This is a genomic window from Bradyrhizobium sp. PSBB068, from assembly GCA_016839165.1.
Classification (GTDB): Bacteria; Pseudomonadota; Alphaproteobacteria; order Rhizobiales; family Xanthobacteraceae; genus Bradyrhizobium.
In genome coordinates this window covers 3647232-3669262 of the sequence record CP069300.1, presented here as the reverse complement: position 1 = coordinate 3669262, position 22031 = coordinate 3647232, and the positions used below count along the sequence as shown (strand labels likewise).

Here is a 22031-nt window from a genome sequence, read left to right as displayed (position 1 = left end):
CCTCCGGGGTTGCCGGTCTGGTCAGGCCGGGTGCGATCCGGTATTGCGGTCGCGTAGCCCGTAACGACAGGGAGTGCCCGCGCGGCATGCTGAGTGAAACTCCCGACAATGAGACGTCGGATGCGGCCCGTTGGGCCCGGCTGATCGAAGCCGTTGCGATTCGAAGGGATCGCGAGGCCTTCGCTGCGCTGTTTCGGCATTTTGCGCCGCGCATAAAGACGCTCATGCAGCGCTCGGGCGCGAGCGAGCAGCTTGCCGACGAACTGGCGCAGGAGGCCCTGTTCCTGGTGTGGTCGAAGGCCAGTCTGTTCGATCCCAAAAGCGGTGGTGCCGCAGCCTGGATATTCACGATCGCGCGCAACCTGCGCATCGACGCGCTCCGTCGTCAGAGGCGAACTCCAACCAACGATACGTCCGAGACGGAGCTCGAGTTTCAGCGCGATGAGGGGCCGTCGCCTGACGCTGGGGTGGCGGCATCTCAAATCGAAGCGCGGGTCCGTAACGCGCTGTCGGCGCTGCCCGACGAGCAGATGCGGGTGATCGAGCTATCGTTCTTTCACGAAGCAGCCCATGCGGAGATCGCAAGGGTGCTGGATATTCCGCTCGGCACCGTCAAATCGCGCCTGCGGCTCGCGATGGCACGGCTGCGCAACTTGCTGGATGACTTCTCATGACCGTCCATCATCACCCCCCGGACGAGCTGTTGGGCGCGTTCGCAGCCGGTACGCTCGATCTTGGCCAGCACGTTGCGATTGCTACCCATTTGGTCGGCTGCGCCAAGTGCCGCGGAGCGGTGCAGGCGATGGAGCATGTCGGCGGCGCGGTGCTGGCTGCGCTGCCTCCATCCGCGATGTCTGACGGATCGTTTGAGGCCTTGCAGCGCAGATTGGACGAGGCATCGGAGATTCCCGCCCCCGTGCAGCGCCAGGGGCGGGCATTCCGCGACGTGCCGGGCTTGCCGGACTTTCTGGGCAGCTATCCCGACAGCTCGTGGCGATGGATTGCGCCAAAGGTGCATTTGCGACCGATCCGGTTACCCGAGCCGAGCGCGACGCGCGTCTTTCTGCTGAAGTCCAGCCCGGGAACGAGAATGATCGAGCACACGCACACCGGCTTTGAGATGACCTGCGTGCTGTCGGGAAGCTTCGTTCACGCCGGCGGCCAGTTCGGACCCGGAGATTTCGATTTGGGGGACGGGGCGGTCGATCACGACATCAGGATCGACTCCATGGAAGACTGTATTTGCCTGGTCGCAATGCAGGGCGATTTGCGGCTCAACGGAGTGATCGGCCGCTTATTGCAGCCGTTGATCCGCATGTGATGGCTGCGCCGGAAGATAGCTCCATGAGCCTGCTCCCGCTGATCTTCCAATTCGTCGTCATGGCACTCGCGATGTCTGCGGTTATGGCGATAGCCTGGTTCATTCAGCGCCGGACCGGGGCCACGGGATGGATCGATGTCTGCTGGACATTCGGGACCGGCCTGGTCGCTTGCCTGGCCAGCGTTGTCTCGGTCCCGCCGGGCGAGACGGCCAGCGCGCGGCAGATCGTGGTCGCGATCCTGGTCGCCATCTGGTCGCTCCGGCTCGGCGGTCATCTGCTGCTGCGAACCTGTAAGGCAGGCGATGATCCGCGCTATCGCGACCTGATCGATCAATGGGGCGCCACTGCCGGCAGGCGGATGTTCCTGCAGCTGCAGGCGCAGGCGGCAGTTGGTTTGCTCCTGGCGGTCTCGGTCGCGCTCGCTGCACATAATCCGCGCCCCGAACTCGGGTTTGCGGATTTCATCGGTGCGCTGCTGCTGCTGGCCGGCCTGATCGGGGAGGCGTTATCCGACGCGCAGCTGCGCAGATTCCGCTCGGATCCCGCCAACCGGCAGCGGGTCTGTGAGGCGGGGCTCTGGAAGTGGTCGCGCCATCCGAACTATTTCTTTGAATGGCTGTGCTGGCTGGCCTATCCGTTGATCGCGATCGACCCCTCATATCCGGCGGGCTGGATCACGCTGCTGGCGCCGGCCTGCATGTACTGGGTCTTGGTCCACGTGTCCGGCGTGCCGCCGCTCGAACAGCACATGCTGCGTTCGCGCGGGCAGCAGTTCCGCGACGTGCAGGCGCGGACCCGGGCGTTCCTTCCGTTTCCGAAGCTGACGTCAGGGGACTAGCCTCGATGTCACGAAATACGCCGCCGTCGCGGAAATTGCGCCAAGCAACGTCCCCCAAGTGACGTCGAGCAATGTGAGTTGGACGGTCCAGTTCCGCAACGTCGCCTGGTTGGTCAAGTCATAGGTCATGTAGCTGAAGAAACCGAGCAGCGCGCCGCTGAGCGCGGCCGAGCCAAGGCCTCCCGACTTCAGGGCCGGAAGCACGGCGAACACCACCAGCCCGACCGGGTAGACCAGATAGAACACGATCGCCGGAGGCAGGTTGACCTCGGCCGACAGGATGTCGCCGAGAGTCGGGCGATACAGTCGGCTCGCCATCGTTCCAAGCCAGGCCATGTCGCAGAGCAGAAAAACGATCAATGTCGACAGGTAGGCGTACAGGTAGGTCATGTCGGGTCCGAAGGTTGAACGCCGCTATGGGACGCAAAGCAGCGAATCTCTCGAAGGTAACGACGGATCGCGCGATCTGGATCATCGGGGCGCCGGGCAGGGCGCTGGACGCTGCGGTTTCGGCGCAACAGGGCCGAGAAATCCCCATGAAATCTTTGTTAGAATATGACTTCCGGCACCGGCCTGAAACGCGCGGAAATGCCTTAAAAATAGGGGAAAGCCCGCAATCAGGCTGGCCTCGAATCGCTTGCGATGCGACGCCGTGCGCCCGTGACGGGGCTGTCCGCTCCATCGTCCCAAGGGTAGGATAGGACAGTCAGGTTCCATTGAAAGCATTAGCCCGTGTACGTCACCCAGACCACCGCTGAACGCGTCGCTCGTGCGCCACGGGCAAGGTCTGGCTCCGGCGGAGAGCGGGTGTGACCCAGCCCGCATCCGTGATGGTGCCTGGAGGCCGGTTCGGCCTCGCCGGCCGCCTGGGACGGCTGGCCGGACGCTCGATCGTCGCGCTCGGCCTGGTCGCGGGCTCGGCCGGCTGTATCCTGACCCAGGACATCCCCGATCCTGCGCTCGACGTGCCGCAGGGTTACAAGGCCGCGCGGCTCGGCCGGCCCGGCGATGCGCTTCCGACGCTCGACTGGTGGCGCGGCTTCCGATCCAGCGAGCTGACCCAGCTGATGGAGGAGGCGCAGACCGTCAACCTCGATATCGCCGCGGCGGTCGCCCGCTTCCGCCAGGCCGATGCGCTGGCGCGGCAGGCCAGCGCGGCGCTGCTGCCAACCGTCAATCTCAACGGATCGGAGACCTATTCCCGCACCTCAGGCTCCAGCGCGAGCGGTCTCACCAATGGCGGGCGCGAAGTGGTGAACTACAACGCCTCGCTCAGCGCCAGCTACCAGCTCGACTTCTGGGGCCAGAATCGCGACGCCGCGCAGGCGGCGGAGGAGACTGCGGTCGCCAACCGGTTCGATCGCGAGGTGGTGGCGCTGACCACGCTGACGAGCGTAGCCAATGCCTATTTCACTGTGCTCGCCACCCAGGACCGGCTCCGCACCGCGCAGCGCAACATCGCCAGCGCCGAGCGCATCCTCAATGCGATCCGGGACCGCTTCAAGGCCGGCACCGGCTCCGATCTCGACGTCGCGCAACAGGAGAGCGTGGTCGCCAACCAGCGCGCGCTGGTGCCGCCGCTTCGGCAGACGCTCGACCAGAACGTCAATGCGCTCGCGGTGCTGGTGTCGCGGCCGCCCGAAAGCGTGCGCGTCGCCGGCGGCTCGCTCAACGCGGTTGCCGTCCCCCGCGTCACGCCGGGCCTGCCGTCCGAATTGCTGACCCAGCGTCCCGACATCCGCCGCCAGGAGGCGCAATTGGCATCCGCCACCGCCAATGTCGGCAGCGCGCGGGCGCAGTTCTTCCCAAGTATCCAGCTGACCGGGACGGGCGGTTACCAGAGCCAGGCGCTGGTCTCGCTGTTCCAGCCGCATGCCGCCTTCTTCAATCTGGTCGGCGGTATGACCCAGCCGATCTTCGACGGCGGCCGCATCCTCGGCAATTTCGAGAACGCGAAGGCGAAGCAGGACGAGCTGCTGCAGACCTATCGCAAGACGGTGGTCCAGTCGTTCACCGATGTCGACAACGCGCTGGTCGCGATCCGCGAAACGTCGCGGCGGCTACAACTGCAGCGCGACGTGCTGTCGTCGTCGCGGCGCGCCTTCGACCTCGCCGAGCAGCAGCTCAAGGCCGGCACTGCCGACATCGTAACTGTGCTAAACACGCAGCTGACCCTGTTCCAGGCGGAAGACGCTTATTCCCAGGCCCAACTTGCCCGGCTCTTGGCGATCGTGAGCCTCTATCAGGCCTTGGGGGGCGGCTGGGAACCGAAGATGGAAAGACCGGTCGATGCTCTTTAAGCCCGACTCTGCGGATGACGAGAAAAGCACCGCGCCGCGCAAGCGGAGCCTGATCTCGCGCCTGCTGGGGCGCATGGTGTCGCTGCTCATCACGCTCGTGATCCTGGCCGGCCTCAGCTATCTCGGCTGGCTCGCCTTCCAGCCCAAGTCGAATGGAGCCGGCGGGCGCGGCGCGGGCGCGCGGCCCGATCTGCCGGTGCCGGTGCTTGCGGCCACCCCGCATGTGCAGGACGTACCGGTCTATCTCGACGGCGTCGGCTCGGTGAAGGCGCTCAACACCGTCACCGTGCGCTCGCAGGTCGACGGCAAGCTGCTCAAGGTCAATTTCCTCGAGGGCCAGGACGTCAAGAAGGACGACGTGCTGGGCGAGATCGATCCCGCGATCTATCAGGCGCAGTACGATCAGGCGGTGGCCACGAAGGCCAAGGACGAGGCGCTGCTCGCCAATCAGAAAATCGACCTTGCCCGCTACGAGCAACTCGCTGCCACCAACGCGGGCTCCAAGCAGCAGGCCGATACGCAGCGTGCGCTGGTCGCGCAGCAGGAGGCCATCATCAAGGCCGACCAGGCCCAGATCGACAATGCGCGCACCACGCTCGGCTACACCAAGATCGTCGCACCGATTTCCGGCCGCGCCGGCCTGCGCCAGGTCGACCAGGGCAATATCATTCACGCCTCCGACACCACCGGGCTCGTGATCCTGACCCAGCTACAGCCGATCGCGGTGTGGTTCAGCCTGCCGCAGCAGCAGATCATGCGCGTCAACGCCGCGGCCGCGAAGGGCCAGCTGGCCGTCGACGTGTTCGGCAATGACGGCGTCACCGTGATCGACACCGGCAAGCTGACCGGCATCGACAATCAGGTCGATCCGACCACCGGTACGCTGAAGCTGAAGGCCGAGCTCCCGAATGCCAGCTACCAGCTCTGGCCCGGGCAGTTCGTCAATGTGCGGCTCAAGGTTGAGATCCTGCCGCAGGCGATCGTGGTGCCGACTTCGGCCGTGCAGCGCGGTCCCGCGGGCACCTTCAGCTATGTGATCGGCGCGGACAACGTCGTCTCCGCCAAGCCGGTCACGGTCACACAGCAGAACGAGCATGAAGCCGTCATCGCCAGCGGCCTGACCACCTCGGACCGCGTCGTAACGACGGGCTTTGCCAACCTCGCCGATGGCTCCAAGGTCATTGTCGGCAAGGACGACGGGCCGCCCGCCGCCGATCTCGCGCCGCGCAAGCGCAGCCGCAGTCCCGACGGCAAGAGTGGAAGCCAGAGCAAGGACGGCAAGCCGGACGGGCAGGGCAAGAACGGCGAGCCGCACGGCCGGCGCGAGCCCGGCGAAGGCGATCAGAAGGGGCAGGCCGGGCCGGCGCCGGCGGCAGGGGGCGAACAGCCGGGCGGCTCGCCGAAAGCGCAGCCATGAGCGATATCCTGACCTCGTAATGTCTGACCTTGCAGCGAGAACGCAACCATGAGCGTCTCCGAACCGTTCATCCGCCGGCCGATCGCCACCTCGCTGCTCGGCATCGCCCTGATGATCGGCGGCGCGCTCGGCTATTGGGCGCTGCCGGTCTCGGCGCTGCCGCAGGTCGATTTCCCGACGGTCCAGGTGTCGACCCAGCTGCCCGGCGCGAGTCCCGACGTGGTCGCCTCGCTGATCACGGCGCCGCTGGAGCGGCAGCTCGGGCAGATCCCGTCGCTGTCGTCGATGAACTCGACAAGCTCGTTCGGCGTCAGCCAGATCTCGCTGCAGTTCGACCTCAACCGCGACATCGACGGCGCCACCCAGGACGTGCAGGCCGCGATCAACGCCGCCGCCGGCATCCTGCCCAAGTCGCTGCCGTATCCACCGGTCTACGCCAAGGTGAACCCGGCGGACGCGCCGGTCATGACCCTCGCGCTGACCTCGGACACCATCTCGCTGCGGGCGATGAGCGATCTCGCCGATACCATCCTCGGGCAACGCTTGAGCCAGATTTCAGGCGTCGGCCGGGTTTCGATCCTCGGCGGCCTGAAGCCGGCGGTGCGCGTGCAGGCCGACCTCGCGCGGCTTGCGGCCTACGGCATCGCGATGGAGGATCTGCGCAACGCGATCGCCGGCGCCAACGTGTCGGGGCCGAAGGGCTCGCTCGACGGCGCCCAGCAATCCTACACCATCGCCGCCAACGACCAGATTGCCGCGGCCGATGCCTACCGGCCGATCATCATCGCCTATCGGAACGGCTCGCCGGTCACGATCGGCGACGTCGCGCAGATCGTCGACGGGCTGGAGAACGACCGCACCGGCGGCTGGTACCAGGGCACGCCGGCCGTCATCATCGACATCCAGCGCCAGCCGGGTGCCAACGTGATCGACGTCGTCAAGCAGATCCGCGACGAAATCCCACGGCTGCAACGCGCGGTGCCGGCCGGCGTCAAGCTGACCGTCGTCTCCGACCGCACCGTGACGATCCGCGCCTCGGTCCGCGACGTGCAGTTCACGCTGGTCCTGAGCGTCGTGCTGGTGACGCTGGTGGTGTTGTTGTTCCTGCGGTCGCTGCGCGCGACCCTGATCGCCGGCGTCGCACTGCCGCTGTCGCTGATCACGAGCTTCGGCATCATGTATTTCGCGGGCTTCAGCCTCGACAATCTGTCCCTGATGGCGTTGACCATCGGCACCGGTTTCGTGGTCGACGATGCGATCGTGATGATCGAGAACATCGTCCGCCACATGGAAGACGGCGAGACGGTCATGGAAGCCTCGCTGAAGGGTGCCAGCGAGATCGGCTTCACCGTGATCTCGCTGACGGTGTCGCTGATCGCCGTGTTCATCCCGCTGCTGTTCATGTCCGGTCTGGTCGGCCGCATGTTCCGCGAGTTCGCGCTGACCTTGACGATCGCGGTGGTGACCTCGGCGATCGTCTCGCTGACACTGACGCCGATGATGTGCTCGCGGCTGCTCAAGAACATCCATGAGGAGATGGCGGTCCCGGGCCTGGCCGCGGTCAGCCGCTTCATCGACCGCATGGTGGAATTCTATCATCGCACGCTGCTCTGGGTGCTGCAGCGCCAGCGCGCGACGCTGCTGGTGACGTTCGCGACCATCGCGCTGACGCTGATCATGTATGTGCTGGCGCCGAAGGGGTTTCTGCCGCTGCAGGACACTTCCTCGATCACGGCGGTGACCGAGGCAGGACCGGACGTTTCGTTCGACGAGATGCAGCGGCGCCAGAGCGCAGTCTCCGACATCATCAAGGCCGACCCCGACGTCGTCGGCGTGGTCTCGGTGATCGGCTCCGGCTCGGTCAATCCGACCACCAATGTCGGCCGCCTGGTGATGACGCTGAAGCCGCTCGATCAGCGGCGCGATGGCGTCGCTAACGTGATCGAGCGGCTCAAGCAGAAGATATCGATGGTCCCCGGCATGACGGTCTACTTCCAGCCGGTGCAGGACGTGCAGATCTCGACCCAGTCGAGCCGTTCGCAATACCAGTACACGCTGACCGCGACCGATGCCGCCGAGGTCTCGCAATGGGCGCGGAAACTTGTCGCCGAAATGCGGCGCGACCCGATCTTCCGCGACGTCTCGTCGGAGGCGCAGGAGGGCGGCTTGCGCGCGGCGCTCGACATCAACCGCCAGCGCGCCGGCCAGCTTGGCGTCAGTCTCCAGGGTGTCACGGATACGCTGAACGACGCCTTCGCGCAGCGCCAGATCTCGACGATCTACGGCCAGGCCAACCAGTACCGCGTCGTGCTCGAGGCGCTGCCGATGTACCAGCGCGACCCGTCGATTCTCGACAAGCTCTATCTGCCCGGCGCCAACGGCGCGCAGGTGCCGCTGTCGGCGGTGGCAACCCTGGTCCGCACCACGGCGCCGCTCGCGATCTCGCATCAGGCCCAGTTTCCGTCGGTCTCGCTCAGCTTCAACCTGGCGCCCGGCGAAGCGCTCGGCGACGCGGTCGAGGCGGTGAAGGCGATCGAGGCCAGGATCGGGATGCCCGGCAGCATCGTCGGCATCTATTCCGGCGACGCCGCCGAATTCGCGCGCTCGCTGGCCGGACAGCCCTGGCTGATCCTGGCCGCGATCATCACGATCTACATCGTGCTCGGCGTGCTCTACGAGAGCTACATCCACCCGATCACCATCCTGTCGACGCTGCCCTCGGCCGGCGTCGGCGCCATCCTCGCCTTGATGCTGTGCGGGCAGGACCTCTCGGTGATCGGCCTGATCGGCATCATCCTGCTGATGGGCATCGTCAAGAAGAACGCGATCATGATGATCGACTTCGCGCTGGAGGCCGAGCGGCATCAGGGCATGTCGTCCTATGACGCGATCGTGCAGGCCTGTCTGCTGCGCTTCCGGCCGATCATGATGACGACGCTGGCGGCGCTGTTCGGCGCGCTGCCGCTCGCGATTGAAAGCGGCACCGGCGCCGAGCTACGCTTCCCGCTCGGCATCTCGATCATCGGCGGCCTGCTGCTGAGCCAGTTGCTGACGCTCTACACCACGCCGGTGATCTATCTCGCGCTCGACCGACTCAACCGGCGGATCGAGCGGACCGTGCCGGAGCCAGGTCCCAGCGGCCCGCCGATCGCGGGCACCACCGAGGGCATGCAGTGATCTCGATCTCGGAGCCCTTCATTCGCCGGCCGGTGGGCACCACGCTGCTGGCGATCGGGCTGTTCCTGGTCGGGATCGTCGCCTACGAGTTTCTGCCGGTGTCGTCGGTTCCGAACGTCGATTTCCCGACCATCCGGGTCTCGGCGTCGCGTCCCGGCGCCGATCCCTCTGTCATGGCCGCGACCGTCGCCGCTCCGCTGGAGCGCAAGCTCGGCACCATTTCTGGTGTCGACCAGATCACCTCGACGAGCTCGCTCGGCACCACCAGCATCCAGGTGCAGTTCTCGATCGGCCGCGACATCGACCGCGCGGCACGCGACGTGCAGGCCGCGATCAATGCCTCGCTCGCCGATCTGCCCAGCGACCTGCCGTCGCTGCCCAAGTTCCGCAAGGCCAATCCGGCCGCGGCGCCGGTGTTCGTGCTGGCGTTGACCTCGAAGACGATCTCGACCAGCGCGATGTACGATGTCGCCGACACCGTGCTGGCGCAGCGCATCTCGCAGGTGCCCGGGGTTGGCGAGGTCACCGTCAGCGGCGCCGACCAGCCGGCGGTGCGCATCGCGCTCAATCCGGTGTCGCTGGCCAATGCCGGGATCGCGACCGACGACGTCCGGCTTGCGATCATCAATGCCAATCCGCTCGGCCCCGTCGGCATCTTCAACGGTGACCGCCAGAGCGAGACGCTGTCGATCAACAAGCAGATGCGCACCGCGGCCGAGTTCCGCGACATCGTCATCAAGAGCTCGAACGGCAATTTCGTCCGCCTCTCGGACGTCGCCGAGGTCGAGGATTCCGTCCGCAACTCGCGCTCGATTGCCTGGTTCAACAAGCAGCCGGCGGTGCTGATCCAGATCACCAAGCAGGGTGATGCCAACGTCATCGACACCGTCGACAACGTTCGCAGGCTGCTGCCGGAATTGAAGCAGTGGATCCCGGCCGGTGTCGATATCTCGACCCTGGTCGATCGTACCGGAACGATCCGAGCCAGCGTCGAGGACATGCAGTTCACGCTGCTGGCGACCGCCATTCTCGTGATGGTCGTGGTGTTCGTGTTCCTGCGCCGCGTGGTGCCGACGATCGCGGCCGGCGTGTCGGTGCCGCTGGCGCTGGCCGGCACCTGTGCCGGGATGTGGCTGGCCGGCTTCTCGATCGACAATCTGTCGCTGATGGCGCTCGCGATCTCCGTCGGCTTCGTGGTCGACGACGCCATCGTGATGATCGAGAACATGTACCGCAATCTCGAGCAGGGCATGGCTCCATATCCGGCCGCGGTCGAAGGCGCCAAGCAGATCGGCTTCACGGTGCTGTCGATCTCGCTGTCCTTGATCGCTGCCTTCACGCCGCTGATCTTCATGGACGGGATCGTCGGCCGGCTGCTCCGCGAATTCTCGCTGACCTTGACCTTTGCCATCATCGTGTCGACGCTGGTGTCGGTGACGATCACGCCGATGATCTGCGCGCACTACATCAAGGAGACGACTTCGGATCACGCCACCTGGTACGACCGGGCCATCGAGGGCACGCTGTCGCGGGTGGTGGCATTCTATGCGTCGACCCTGCGGATCGTGCTCGGCTATCCCTTCCTGACCCTGGTGGTGTTCTTCGCCACCGTCGCGCTCACCGTGACGCTCTATGTCAAGACGCCGAAGGGCTATTTCCCGACCGACGACAGCGGCTTCGTGATCGGCTCGACGCGGGCGTCGGCGGACATCTCGTTCCAGTCGATGCTCGCCCTGCAGCAGCGGCTCGCCGACATCGTGATGGCCGACCCCGCGGTTGCCGGCATCGGCTCGTCGGTCGGCTCCGGCGGCGGCCCGGGCGGCGCCACCTCCAACCGCGGCACCATGTTCATCAGCCTGAAGCCGCCGGAGGAGCGGGCAGGCATGTCGACCGCCCAGGTGATCGACCGGCTGCGCCGCAACCTGTTCATGGTGCCCGGCATCCGCCTGTTCATGTTCGCGGCGCAGGACATCCGCACCGGCGGCCGGCAGAGCGATTCCGACTACCAGTACACGCTCGCCTCGACCGATCTCGACCTGTTGCAGAAATGGGCGCCGCTCATCGCCAAGCGCATGGAGACCGTGGAGGGCATCACGGACGTCTCGGCCGACCGCGATCCCGGCGGCCTGCAGCTCAACCTCGCGATCGACCGCAGGATGGCCTCCAGCCTCGGCGTCCGGGTGCAGGATATCGACAACGCGCTCAACAACGCGTTCTCGCAGCGGCAGATCTCGTACATCTACACCCAACGCAACCAGTACGTCGTGGTGCTCGAGATCGACCCGAGATTCCAGAGTGATCCGTCGAATCTCGAGCGTATCTATGTCGCCGGGGCCAATGATGTGCAGGTGCCGCTGTCGGCACTCGTGCACTACCAGAAGGGATTGTCGGCGCTCGCGGTGTTTCACTCCGGCGGCGTCCCCTCGACCACGGTGTCGTTCAATCTACTGCCGGACGTCCCGCTGGAGGTCGCGACCACCAACATCCAGCAGGCGGTCAACGAGCTGCATATGCCGGAAGGCATTCGCGGCAGCTTCGACGGCAATGCCGGCGACTTCAACAAGACCAGCGGTCGGCAGCCGCTCCTGATCCTCGGCGCGCTGGTCGCGATGTATATCGTGCTCGGCGTGCTCTATGAGAGCCTGGCGCATCCGATCACGATCATCTCGACCTTGCCGTCAGCCGGCCTCGGCGCCTTGCTGGCGCTGCAGGTGACCAATACGCCGCTGACCGTGATCGCCTTCGTTGGGATCATCCTGTTGATCGGCATCGTCAAGAAGAACGGCATCATGATGGTCGACTTCGCGCTCGAGGCCGAACGGCATCAGGGCCTGTCGTCGCGGGATGCGATCTTCGAGGCCTGCCGGGCGCGCTTCCGCCCGATCCTGATGACGACGATGGCGGCGCTGTTCGCCGGCATTCCGCTGGTCATTGCGACCGGCCCGGGCACCGAGCTGCGGCGGCCGCTCGGGATCACCATCATCGGCGGCCTGTTCGTGTCGCAGATCCTGACGCTCTACACCACGCCGGTGATCTACCTGTTGATCGACAGGCTGCGCCGGCGTCGCGAGCCATCAGGTGTGCACGCGCCGGCGGAATAGTTTGAATTGTGCCGTCGTGAGCGTATAGCGAAGCATGTCCGAACCGACCGAAGTCAAACCCGACGTCACCGCCGAGATCGAGGATTGCCCGGATTGCGGCAAGCCGCTGCCGCTGTGCATCTGCGACAGCGTCACGCCGATCGAAAGCCGCATCCAGCTGCTGATCCTGATCCATCCGCAGGAGCAGGACAGGGCGCTCGGCACCGCGCGGCTGTTGGCGCGGCATTTCGAGAACGCCGTGGTGCGGATCGGGCTGTCGTGGCCGAGCCTGGCCAAGGCGCTCGGCCGGCCGGTACCGGATCCGTCGCGCTGGGCGGTGCTCTATCTCGGCTCGGCCAAGGTCGAGGATCTCGATACCGAAGCGGAGATCGTCGCGATCAACCGCAAGGGCGAGCTCGAGCCGCATCAGCGCGCGATCCTGTCCGACATCGAGGGCATCGTGCTGCTCGACGGCACCTGGAGCCAGGCCAAGGCGCTGTGGTGGCGCAATGCCTGGATGCTGAAGTGCCAGCGGGTGATTCTCGGGCCGAAACGGCCCTCGCTTTACGGCAAGCTGCGCCGGGAACCGCGCCGCGACGGTCTGTCCACCATCGAGGCGGCCGCAATCCTGCTGGCCGGACTGCAGAAGCGGCCCGATATCGCTGCAACGTTAACGGACAGTTTCGAACGGATGCTGGCGCGATTCCGCGAAGTCCAGGCCAAAATGCCCGAATTGGCGCCAAAACCGAAGAAGAAGGATTATCGAAAGCGCCGGCGCTAGTTCTGCGGCTTGGTTGCCTATCGGGCGGAGGGCGTATATGAAGTGCGCCGCAAGGGGCCACGTGGCGGAGTGGTTACGCAACGGTCTGCAAAACCGTGTACACCAGTTCAATTCTGGTCGTGGCCTCCACTCATCTCATCAATGGCTTGCAGCCGACAAACGAGAAGCCGCCTTAGCTCGCGGCGTACCAGCCTTCAGGAAACGGAATCAGCGGCCACGGCGCCTGGTTGTCATTGGCGGCGGGCGGCGGTGGCTGAATGCGGGGCGAGGGCTGGGCCACAATATCCTCCTGAGCAATAGGCGCGATCGCGGTTCGCACGGCGTCTAGCAGCAGATCAAATTCGACTTCGCTCATCGCGCTCTCCGAGGTTCGAGAGCGCCATGGTCGCAAAACTGTCTTCGGTCCGGATTGAACGATTCGTTCGAATTTTATGAAAAGAACGATGGCGTCCGCTTTGGTAAATAAATGACTGATGAGCTCCTTCGGGAACCTAGGTCGGCACCGCCGCACCTCGTGTGGGACAAATCACATCTTACGAAAAACTCTTCCCGGAATTCCCGGCGATATTCATAGCAGACAAATATCGCAGGAATTTTAGCGAGACGTGACAATGGTGTCAGGTCAACTCGGCGAGGTCGTGCGGCAGCATGGCCTTGAATTGCGCCAGCGCCTGCCGCGCCTTCTTCGGCGGCAGCGTGATCGCGTGGCGCACGGCGGCTGCGATCAGCGTCATCGTCAGTCCTGAGAAGGTGGCGAGGGTGGCGGCCGGCATGCCGGGCGCGATCCGCCTGATCGCGTCGGACAACAGGCCGGCAAGCACGGCCATGTCGTCCGCATCGAGCTTCTGCAGCGCGCGATCGGCCTGCGTCGCCTGCCAGATGTCGCGCATGACAGGCTCGCGCATGAACATCTCGTAGTAGCTGTCGACGATCCGGCAAAGCGCCGGATGCAGGTCGCGCGCGGCCGCGACTGCGGCCAGGTCGCGCCTGACGCACTCGCGTCCGACCGCGTTATGCCGTTCCGCCAGCGTGCCGATGATCGCGGCCTTGTCCGGGAAATATTGATAGAGCGAGCCGAATGCGACGCCGCTGCGTTCGACGATGTCGCTCATGCGGAATGCCTCGCTGCCCTTTTCCGCCATGATCTCGGTCGCGCAGGCGAGGATGCGCTCGAAGCGCTCGCGGCTACGCTGCTGCGCCGGGGCAAGCCGCGCCAGCCCGGGCAGGGGAGCGTCCAGCACCGGCGTGGCCCCTTCTGTTGCCCCCGGCGCAGCCTTTCGTCTGGCCACCATCGCTCTCCTTCGAAATCGGTTGACGCCTCAAATACGAGAGTTTATCGCTTTTGACAAACACGAGGATTTCTCGTATTTGGAGGTGAATCGATGCGCAATGTCCTGACCTCGGGCTTGCTGTGGTTTTCCGCGCTCGGCTGCGGCCAGATCGCCGGGCTCTATTTCGCGTTCTCGGCGTTCATCATGACCGCGCTCGGCCGGATCGATCAGGCCGCCGGCATCTCGGCGATGAACGCGATCAGTGTCTATATCCTGCGCTCGCCGTTCATGCCGGTCTTTATCGGCACCACGCTGTCCTGCGCCGTGCTGGTCGTGCTCGGCGGGCTGCGATGGCAGGAGCCGGGCGCCATTGCGATGATTTGCGGCGGCGTCCTCTATGTGCTTGGGATGTTCATCGTCACCATGGTCTTCAACGTGCCGCTGAACGACCAGCTTGCGGCCACCGATCCCGCGAGCGCCGCGGCTGCGCCGGTCTGGGCGCGCTATCTGATCGACTGGACCTTCTGGAACCACGTTCGGACCGTCACCTCGCTGGCGGCGACCGCGATGTTCATCGTAGCCATCGCTGCGCGCTGACCGGCGCTTCGCATCAGCCTCCGCAGTCTCAACGTGCTGAGGCTGCGCTACGATCCCGGCACCAAGACCACGTCGTTCATTGCGGAATGACATCGGGGCGGGCGGCTGGCACCTCGTCCCAGAATCACAGGCGCCGCGGAATGGCCGCGCCGGCGGGATGTGCGGGCGCCGCTACGGCGATGGCTCGACGGCCGGAACAGCCCTGCATTGCGCCCGGGACGCCGGCAAACCCTTGCAACGCAGTGGTTTACCGTCCCGCGCTAAAGTTTCGCCGGAGCCCCTATTTGGTTCTTTGCAAGCCCGAAAGGCTTTGTTATACGCTGCCCGCTCGCGAACAATTTGTTCGCCTATTCCTCGGTAGCTCAGCGGTAGAGCATTCGACTGTTAATCGAATGGTCGCTGGTTCGAATCCAGCCCGGGGAGCCAGCTTTGCTGGCCCCATCCACGTCCCGCCATCGACACTCACAAGCGCGTGGTCCGCAACATGCAGACCAAAATCGTCGTCAAATCGACTCAATAGCCGTCGACACTGCGTGTTGCCGGGTCTTGAGAGGTGATTCTGATGCCGATTAATCTGATCGACCTGTCGATGCCGCAGCCGACGCTCGTTCCGAATGATGCGCCCGAGATCAGCGACGATGAGTGTGTCCGCCGGCTCGCGCAGGCCGTCGAGCAACATGATTCCGAGCATCTCGATGAGGTGGCCCGCCTGATCAGCCGGCTTGCCGTCACGATCGAATAGCGCCCCGCGCCACCGGTTCCGCACGCCAACGGCGTGTTGCGTTTTGGCGGAGCTTGTTCCAAAAGATGGCCCTGTTCTAGCTTCTCCAGCGGCAATGCCGCGACTTGCAGGGTCCCGCCAATGACCGGTTTTTCGACCGCGCGCCAGTACATGGTCGATGGTCAGGTGCGTCCGAGCGACGTGACCGATGATCGTATTCTCGAAGCCATGCTGAGCGTGCCGCGCGAGGTGTTCGTGCCGGCCAGCAAGCAGGCGCTTGCCTACCTCGACCTCGATCTCGACGTGACCGAGGGCGGCGCGGTGAGCCGCTGCCTGATCACGCCGGCGCTGCTCGCCAGGATGCTGCAGGCCGCCGAGATCAAGGCCTCCGACCGCGTCCTGGTCGTCGGCTGCGCAACCGGCTATGCCGCCGCAATCGTGGCGCGCTTTGCCGCGGAGGTCCGTGCCACCGAAAGTGATCCGGCGCTCGCCGCCAAGGCGACCGCAGCCTTCGCCCAGCTCGGGATCCAGAATGCGACCGTCAAGACCGCGGCTGCCGCCGACGGCGATGCCGCGGGCGCGCCCTATGACGTCATCGTCCTCAATGGTGCGACCGAGATCGTCCCGACCGGGCTGTTTGGACAGCTCAAGGAGGGGGGCCGGCTGGTCGGGGTGTTCGGCCTGACGCCGCCGCCGCGCGCCACCCTCGTGACCCACTCCCACGGGGATTTCGGACATCGCGAGCTGTTCGACGCCACAGCCCCCGTGCTGCCGGGACTGGAGCGGCTTCCCGCGTTCGTCTTCTGACCCTACCGCGCTGCGCCAGCTGATAAAATCCCGTTCTGAATCAGAAGTGTGGCCCGTTTGCCCCATGTGAAGAGTTTCCACCATGTTCCGTTGCGGGGTGGTTCCGTTGCCCTTAGCTGCGGACTAAGGTGAGGCGGGACTCACTTCGTCTGAAGCGACCGCCGGAACTGACTTGCGTGTGGAGACGGCGACTACAATGATTGGATTACCGGGGATGCGAGGGGTGAAGGCTATCACCGCGGCTGCGACTGCCGTCCTTCTGTTGGCGGAGATGGGCCCCGTGCCCGCACTCGCCGAAACTATCGAGTCCGCGCTGGTGCGGTCCTACCAGAACAATCCCCAGCTGAACGCACAACGCGCCCAGGTGCGGTCGATTGACGAAAACGTTCCGCAGGCACTCTCGGGTTACCGTCCGAAGGTCTCGCTGACCGCAACCGCCGGCGGACAATACACCGATGAGAAATTGACGGCGGGAACCCCGGCGGTGTCCGGCGTGAGCCGGCAGCGCACCGTCGGCATCACCGCCAACCAGTCGTTGTTCAACGCGCAGAATGCGCCGAAGGTGCGCCAGGCTGAAAGCCAGGTGTCGTCGGCACGCGAAGGTTTGCGGGTGCTGGAGCAGAGCGTGCTCCTGAGCGCGGCGACGATCTATATGGACTATCTCCGCGACGCGGCGATCGTCGAGGTTCAGCGCAGCAATACGCGCGTGCTGGAACAGACGCTGAAGCAGACCCAGGACCGCTTCAACGTTGGCGAAGTGACGCGCACCGACGTCGCGCAATCCGAGGCCCAGCTCGCGGCGGGCAGAAGCCAGCAGCTCACCGTGGAATCGAACCTGACGACGACGCGGTCGAACTACCGCCGCATCATCGGCGTCGAGCCGCAGAATGTGGCGCCCGGCTCGCCGGTCGACCGGTTCCTTCCGCCGACGCTCTCCGCCGCTGTCGAGCTCAGCCTGACCCAGAACCCGAATGTCACCGCTGCGATGTACGGCGTCGACGTCAGTTTCCTGCAGACCAAGGTTGCCGAAGGTGCGCTGCTGCCGTCGGTTGCGCTGCAGGCAACGGTCAGCCAAGGCTACGAGACGCAGTTGACTGTGTATCGCCTGTTCAATGCGTCGGTCGGTGTTCAGCTGTCGCTGCCGATCTATCAGGGCGGCACGGAATACTCGCTGATCCGGCAGTCCAAGGAATCGCTGGCCCAGCAGCGTCTGGTGCTGGACCAGACCAGGGATCAGGCGCGCGCCAACGTCGTCACCGCCTGGGGCCAGCTGGTCGCCGGCAAATCGCAGGTTTCGTCGGCGCAAGCGCAGGTGACCGCGTCCGAAATCGCCTTGAACGGCGTTCGCGAGGAAGCCAAGGCCGGCCAGCGCACCACGCTCGACGTGCTCAATGCGCAGCAGGCGCTTGTCAACGCGCGCAACGCGCTCGTCACCGCGCAGCATGACCGCGTCGTCGCATCCTACAATGTGCTGAACGCGATCGGCCGCCTGTCGCCGCAGGTCATGGGCCTTGCGACCAACGTCTATGATCCGAGCGTGCACTACCAGCAGGTTCGCGACAACTGGGCCGGCGTCCGCACGCCCGACGGCCGCTAAACACCTTCGCTTTCATCATCGCTTGTCGCGCCATGTTTGTGGTTCTGAGTTAATCAGGACCACGAACGGGCGCGTTTGCTTGCAATCGATATTTGGCCTGACATACCGTTTTGTCGGGCAGCAAGGCGATTCGCGGCGAGCCGGCGTAGCGTGATGACAGGTGCGACGCCACCTGTGATCACGCTGCATTGGGCGACACGAAGCTTGCAGAATGGCCTCGGGTGGGCGTGATCTGGGGACAAGTCGGGCGGGAGCAATGAAAATCTCCGCCCGCATCATCGGAACCGGCGAATCCTCTCGGGCTTGATGTAAAATAGTTTCGATGTGGAGTCGGAGATGACGCAACCTGCGAAGGTCCAAGAGCCCTCGATGGAGGAGATCCTGGCGTCGATCCGTCGCATCATTGCCGACGACGAGGCGAAGCCGGGCGCGACCGAGAAGCCGGCGGCTGCCGCTGCACCACCGCCTCCGAAGGCTGAGCCCGCGCCACCTCCGGCAGCCAAGCCCGCGATGAAGAGCCCGCCACCCGTAGCGCCTCCGGCCGCAAAGGCCGCAGCGCCCGCGCCGAAAGCACCGCCGCCCGCACCGGCAGCGGCCGCCAGCAACAGCCAGGACGATATCGATTCGCTTCTGGCCAGCCTCGACGAGGCGACGCCCGCGGCCGAGATCAGGCCGTCGCCGCAGCCCGAAGCCCAATCCGAAGCTGATGTGTTCGAGCTCACCGACGACATGGCGCTGCCGGAGCCGGCTCCGGCGCCGTCGTTCCGCAAGGTCGAGCCGGAGGACGACGTCGAGTTCACGGAAGCCCGTGGCCGGGCACCAGCCCAACAACCCGTTCGAGAACCACCGGCGATCGAACCGGCGCCGATGCAGCAGATCATCTCGGGAACCACGATGCGGGCGGTCGAATCCGCCTTCAACTCGCTGGCCAACACGGTGCTGAGCAACAATGCTCGGACGCTGGAGGATCTGGTCAAGGAGATGCTGCGGCCAATGCTGAAGTCCTGGCTGGACGACAATCTGCCGGGTCTGGTCGAGCGGATCGTCAAGGCCGAGATCGAACGGGTCTCCCGCGGGCGGTAGCTCCGCGCGGCTGCGAGGGCCTGGCAGCCCTCATTTCAGCCCCCAAATGCCCAAATCGCCCAAAACGCCGTTTTGACGCGCCGGTCCGGTTGACTTGGTGCGCTCCGGCGGCTTTCTAACCTTTCCCCATGGTCCACAGCGCATTGTCATGATCGAGAAAAACTACCAGCCCGCCGATATCGAGCACCGCATGGCCCGGATCTGGGAGGAGAGCGGGGCGTTCAAGGCCGGCAGGCCCGAGCGCAAGGACGCCGCGCCCTTCACCATCGTGATCCCGCCGCCGAATGTGACCGGTTCGCTGCACATGGGCCACGCGCTCAACAACACGCTGCAGGACATCCTGTGCCGTTTCGAGCGGATGCGTGGCCGCGACGTGCTGTGGCAGCCCGGCACCGATCATGCCGGCATCGCCACCCAGATGGTGGTCGAGCGCCAGCTGATGGAACGGCAGGAGCCGGGACGGCGCGACATGGGCCGCGCCAAATTCCTTGAGCGGGTCTGGCAGTGGAAGGCCGAGAGCGGCGGCACCATCGTCAACCAGCTCAAGCGCCTCGGCGCATCCTGCGACTGGTCGCGCGAGCGCTTCACCATGGACGAAGGGCTGTCGCGCGCCGTCGTCAAGGTATTCGTCGAACTGCACCGCGAGGGCCTGATCTACAAGGACAAGCGCCTCGTCAATTGGGACCCGAAGCTGCTCACCGCGATCTCCGATCTCGAGGTGCAGCAGGTCGAGGTCAAGGGCCATCTCTGGTACCTGCGCTATCCGATCGAAGGCCGCAGCTTCAACCCCGACGATCCGAAATCGTTCATCGTGGTCGCGACGACGCGCCCCGAGACGATGCTCGGCGACACCGCGGTCGCGGTGCATCCGGACGATGAGCGCTACACGGACCTGGTCGGCAAGCATGTCATCCTGCCGCTGGTCGGCCGCAAGATTCCGATCGTCGCCGACGATTATTCCGATCCGGAGAAGGGCTCGGGCGCGGTCAAGGTGACGCCGGCGCACGACTTCAACGACTTCGAGATCGGCAAGCGCCACGGCCTGCCACAGATCAGCGTGCTCGACCAGGAAGGCTGCCTCAGCCTTGTCGGCAACGAGGACTATCTGCGCGGCCTGCCTGTTGGCGCCGACGAGTTCGCCGCCGAGTTCGACAAGATCGAGCGCTTCGCCGCGCGCAAGAAGATCGTCGCGAGGCTGGAGGAGTTCGGCTTCCTGGAGCGGATCGAGCCCAACACTCACATGGTGCCGCATGGTGACCGCTCCGGCGTCGTGATCGAGCCGTATCTGACCGACCAGTGGTATGTCGACGCCAAGACGCTGGCGCAGCCGGCGATGGCCGCGGTGCGCTCGGGCGAAACCACCTTCGTGCCGAAGAATTGGGAAAAGACCTATTTCGAGTGGATGGAGAACATCCAGCCCTGGTGCATCTCGCGCCAGCTCTGGTGGGGCCATCAGATCCCGGCGTGGTACGGCCCCGACGGCAAGGTGTTCGTCGCCGAGACCGAGGAAGAGGCTGTCGGCAACGCGCTCGGCTATTACGTCGAGCAGGAGGTCATTACGCCGGAGCAGGGCCACGACATGGCCACGGACCCCGCCAAGCGCGAGGGCTTCATCACGCGTGACGAGGACGTGCTCGACACCTGGTTCTCGTCGGCGCTGTGGCCGTTCTCGACCTTGGGATGGCCGGACGATGTGCCGGAGGTTGCGCGCTACTACCCGACCAACACGCTGGTCACGGGCTTCGACATCATCTTCTTCTGGGTCGCCCGGATGATGATGATGGGTCTGCATTTCATGAAGCAGGCGCCGTTCTCGACCGTCTACATCCACCGTCTCGTCCGCGACGAGAAGGGCGCCAAGATGTCGAAGTCGAAGGGCAACGTCATCGATCCACTCGGCGTGATCGACGAATACGGCGCCGACGCGCTGCGCTTCGCGCTGACCCGTGAGGCGGCACAGGGCCACGACATCCGCCTGTCGCCGCATCTGGTCGAGACCAACCGCAATTTCGCGACCAAGTTCTGGAACGCCTGCCGCTTCGCCGAGATGAACGAGTGCGTGAAGCCGGACGGGTTCGATCCGAAGAACGCGAAGGAAACCTTGAACCGCTGGATCGCGCACGAGACCTCGCGCGTCACCCGTGAGGTGACCGAGACGATCGAGGATCATCGTTTCAACGATGCGGCAGCCGCGATCTACCGGTTCGTCTGGAACGTGTTCTGCGACTGGTATCTCGAACTCGCAAAGCCGGTGCTGATGGGCGAGGAGGGCGCGGCCAAGGCCGAGACCCGCGCCATGATCGCCTGGACGCGCGACGAGATCCTCAAGCTGCTGCATCCGTTCATGCCCTTCATCACCGAAGAGCTGTGGGCCGTGACCGCGAAGCGCGACGGCCTCCTGGTGCTGGCGTCTTGGCCGCGCAAATCGGGCGTGACCGGCGAGCAACTGGCGGCGATCGCGACCGCCGGTCCAGTCGTCGACCCGATCATCCCTCCGGTCATTGCCGCGCTCGACGCCGACGAGTTCAGCGATCCCGCGGCCGAAGCTGAGATCGGCTGGGTGGTCGATCTCGTCACCACGATGCGTTCGGTGAAAGCGGAGATGAACATTCCGCCATCGACGCTGACGCCGCTGGTGATCGTGACCAACTCGGATGAAACGCGGGACCGTGCGCGGCGCTGGAACGACACCATCAAGCGGCTCGCTCGGTTGTCGGAGATCTCGTTCGCGGACGCCGCGCCGGAAGGCGCGATGCAGCTGCTGGTCCGCGGTGAAGTCGTCGCATTGCCGCTGAAGGGCGTGATCGATCTTGCCGCCGAACGGGCGCGGCTCGAGAAGGAGCTCGGCAAGGCCGACGCCGACATCAAGCGCGTCGACGCAAAACTCTCCAACGAGAAGTTCGTCGCCAACGCGCCGGAAGAGCTCGTCGAGGAAGAGAAGGAAAAGCGCGCGGCAGCGCAGGAACGCCGGGCGAAGATCCTCGAGGCGATCGAGCGGCTGAAGAAGGCGTCGTAGCGGACGCCTTGAGTAGACGCCTTG

General features: G+C 65.2%; 17 protein-coding genes and 2 tRNA genes. 16 read left to right on the top strand and 3 right to left on the bottom strand.

What is annotated here, in order from left to right; translation table 11 throughout:
• The first annotated feature begins 86 nt into the window (after positions 1 to 86).
• From JQ507_16930 to JQ507_16920, 3 genes are read left to right on the top strand one after another with little or no spacing between them, the layout of a single operon-like run.
• A complete protein-coding gene (locus JQ507_16930) occupies positions 87 to 674 on the top strand; it encodes a sigma-70 family RNA polymerase sigma factor (protein ID QRI73028.1) in 588 nt (195 codons plus the stop codon).
• The gene (locus tag JQ507_16925; protein ID QRI73027.1) at positions 671 to 1321 is read left to right on the top strand and encodes a cupin domain-containing protein; all 651 of its coding nucleotides are present in this window, start codon (positions 671 to 673) and stop codon (positions 1319 to 1321) included. The genes JQ507_16930 and JQ507_16925 overlap by 4 nt, the downstream gene beginning before the upstream one ends.
• 23 nt (positions 1322 to 1344) lie before the next feature.
• Positions 1345 to 2160 (top strand): DUF1295 domain-containing protein, encoded by an 816-nt coding sequence (locus tag JQ507_16920; GenBank protein QRI73026.1) that lies wholly within the window; start codon positions 1345 to 1347, stop codon positions 2158 to 2160.
• On the opposite strand, the gene JQ507_16915 is transcribed toward JQ507_16920, so the two are convergent.
• Positions 2149 to 2550, bottom strand: a complete 402-nt coding sequence (locus tag JQ507_16915; protein ID QRI73025.1) for a DUF2177 family protein — start codon at positions 2548 to 2550, stop codon at positions 2149 to 2151. The genes JQ507_16920 and JQ507_16915 overlap by 12 nt on opposite strands.
• A 440-nt stretch (positions 2551 to 2990) precedes the next feature.
• On the opposite strand from JQ507_16915, the gene JQ507_16910 reads away from it, so the two are divergent.
• The 6 genes from JQ507_16910 (at position 2991) to JQ507_16885 (ending at position 13044) form a co-directional block, all read left to right on the top strand.
• Positions 2991 to 4460 (top strand): efflux transporter outer membrane subunit, encoded by a 1470-nt coding sequence (locus JQ507_16910; protein ID QRI73381.1) that lies wholly within the window; start codon positions 2991 to 2993, stop codon positions 4458 to 4460.
• Positions 4450 to 5877: an efflux RND transporter periplasmic adaptor subunit gene (locus tag JQ507_16905; protein ID QRI73024.1), complete on the top strand. Its 1428-nt coding sequence runs from the start codon at positions 4450 to 4452 to the stop codon at positions 5875 to 5877. Before JQ507_16910 ends, JQ507_16905 begins: the two co-directional genes overlap by 11 nt.
• 48 nt (positions 5878 to 5925) lie before the next feature.
• Entirely contained in the window at positions 5926 to 9054 is a 3129-nt protein-coding gene (locus JQ507_16900; protein QRI73023.1) for an efflux RND transporter permease subunit, read from the top strand.
• Entirely contained in the window at positions 9051 to 12155 is a 3105-nt protein-coding gene (locus tag JQ507_16895) for an efflux RND transporter permease subunit (protein ID QRI73022.1), read from the top strand. The genes JQ507_16900 and JQ507_16895 overlap by 4 nt, the downstream gene beginning before the upstream one ends.
• Before the next feature lie 34 nt (positions 12156 to 12189).
• Positions 12190 to 12915 carry a DTW domain-containing protein gene (locus JQ507_16890; GenBank protein QRI73021.1) on the top strand — a complete coding sequence of 242 codons (726 nt, stop codon included), beginning with the start codon at positions 12190 to 12192 and terminating at the stop codon, positions 12913 to 12915.
• Positions 12916 to 12970: 55 nt separating this feature from the next.
• Positions 12971 to 13044 (top strand) — tRNA-Cys (locus JQ507_16885).
• A 43-nt stretch (positions 13045 to 13087) separates the two neighbouring features.
• Here the strand turns inward: JQ507_16885 and JQ507_16880 are convergent.
• Together JQ507_16880 and JQ507_16875 are read right to left on the bottom strand one after the other, a co-directional pair.
• Positions 13088 to 13270 (bottom strand): hypothetical protein, encoded by a 183-nt coding sequence (locus JQ507_16880; protein ID QRI73020.1) that lies wholly within the window; start codon positions 13268 to 13270, stop codon positions 13088 to 13090.
• 262 nt (positions 13271 to 13532) lie between these two features.
• Positions 13533 to 14156 carry a TetR family transcriptional regulator gene (locus JQ507_16875; GenBank protein ID QRI73019.1) on the bottom strand — a complete coding sequence of 208 codons (624 nt, stop codon included), beginning with the start codon at positions 14154 to 14156 and terminating at the stop codon, positions 13533 to 13535.
• A 141-nt stretch (positions 14157 to 14297) separates the two neighbouring features.
• Between JQ507_16875 and JQ507_16870 the strand changes: the two genes are divergently transcribed.
• The 7 genes from JQ507_16870 (at position 14298) to JQ507_16840 (ending at position 22007) form a co-directional block, all read left to right on the top strand.
• Positions 14298 to 14783 (top strand): DUF1772 domain-containing protein, encoded by a 486-nt coding sequence (locus tag JQ507_16870; GenBank protein QRI73018.1) that lies wholly within the window; start codon positions 14298 to 14300, stop codon positions 14781 to 14783.
• 351 nt (positions 14784 to 15134) lie between these two features.
• Positions 15135 to 15209: transfer RNA gene (locus JQ507_16865), tRNA-Asn, on the top strand.
• A 136-nt stretch (positions 15210 to 15345) separates the two neighbouring features.
• Positions 15346 to 15525 (top strand): hypothetical protein, encoded by a 180-nt coding sequence (locus JQ507_16860; GenBank protein QRI73017.1) that lies wholly within the window; start codon positions 15346 to 15348, stop codon positions 15523 to 15525.
• 120 nt (positions 15526 to 15645) lie between these two features.
• On the top strand, positions 15646 to 16311 hold the full coding sequence (locus JQ507_16855) for a protein-L-isoaspartate O-methyltransferase (GenBank protein ID QRI73016.1): 666 nt from the start codon (positions 15646 to 15648) through the stop codon (positions 16309 to 16311).
• A 214-nt stretch (positions 16312 to 16525) separates the two neighbouring features.
• Positions 16526 to 17908 carry a TolC family outer membrane protein gene (locus tag JQ507_16850; GenBank protein ID QRI73015.1) on the top strand — a complete coding sequence of 461 codons (1383 nt, stop codon included), beginning with the start codon at positions 16526 to 16528 and terminating at the stop codon, positions 17906 to 17908.
• Between the two features lie 336 nt (positions 17909 to 18244).
• Complete coding sequence (locus JQ507_16845; GenBank protein QRI73014.1) at positions 18245 to 18991, top strand: DUF2497 domain-containing protein; 747 nt, start codon at positions 18245 to 18247, stop codon at positions 18989 to 18991.
• 148 nt (positions 18992 to 19139) lie between these two features.
• On the top strand, positions 19140 to 22007 hold the full coding sequence (locus JQ507_16840) for a valine--tRNA ligase (GenBank protein ID QRI73013.1): 2868 nt from the start codon (positions 19140 to 19142) through the stop codon (positions 22005 to 22007).
• Positions 22008 to 22031: the final 24 nt, after the last annotated feature.